Raw genomic sequence first — 461 nt, 5'->3', positions numbered from 1 at the left:
ATCTACACCTCCGGATCGACCGGTGCACCCAAGGGAGCGATGAACGAGCATCGCGGCGTCGTCAACCGTCTGGTGTGGATGCAAGATGCCTACATGCTCGATCGAGCTGAGGTTGTTCTGCAAAAAACGCCGATCAGCTTCGATGTCTCGGTCTGGGAGGTGTTCTGGCCACTGTTGACAGGTGCGCGTGTGCAACTGGCGGAGCCAGAGGGCCATAAGGATCCGGTGTATCTGAAGACGTTGATCCGCGATGCATGTATCACCACGCTGCATTTCGTGCCTTCGATGCTTCGTGCATTGATCGAGCATGGCGCTCATGATCCGTGTCCTGGGATCAAGCGGGTCATTTGTAGCGGCGAGGCCTTATCGCCGGGGCTTGCGGAGCGTGCCCGGGCGATGTTCCCGGCGGCCGAGATTTTCAATCTGTATGGACCGACAGAAGCGGCGGTGGATGTCACGGC

1 protein-coding gene is annotated in these 461 nt (G+C 58.8%); it reads left to right on the top strand.

The features are described from left to right. Window positions 1-39: 39 nt before the first annotated feature. The coding region (locus XalbCFBP2523_RS15925; protein ID WP_282956818.1) for an AMP-binding protein at window positions 40-461 on the top strand (422 nt) is incomplete at its 3' end.

Source organism: Xanthomonas albilineans, assembly GCF_002939705.1.
Taxonomy (GTDB): Bacteria; Pseudomonadota; Gammaproteobacteria; order Xanthomonadales; family Xanthomonadaceae; genus Xanthomonas_A; species Xanthomonas_A albilineans.
The sequence above is the reverse complement of the archived record's forward strand: the minus strand, read 5'-3'. Positions and strand labels throughout refer to the sequence as shown.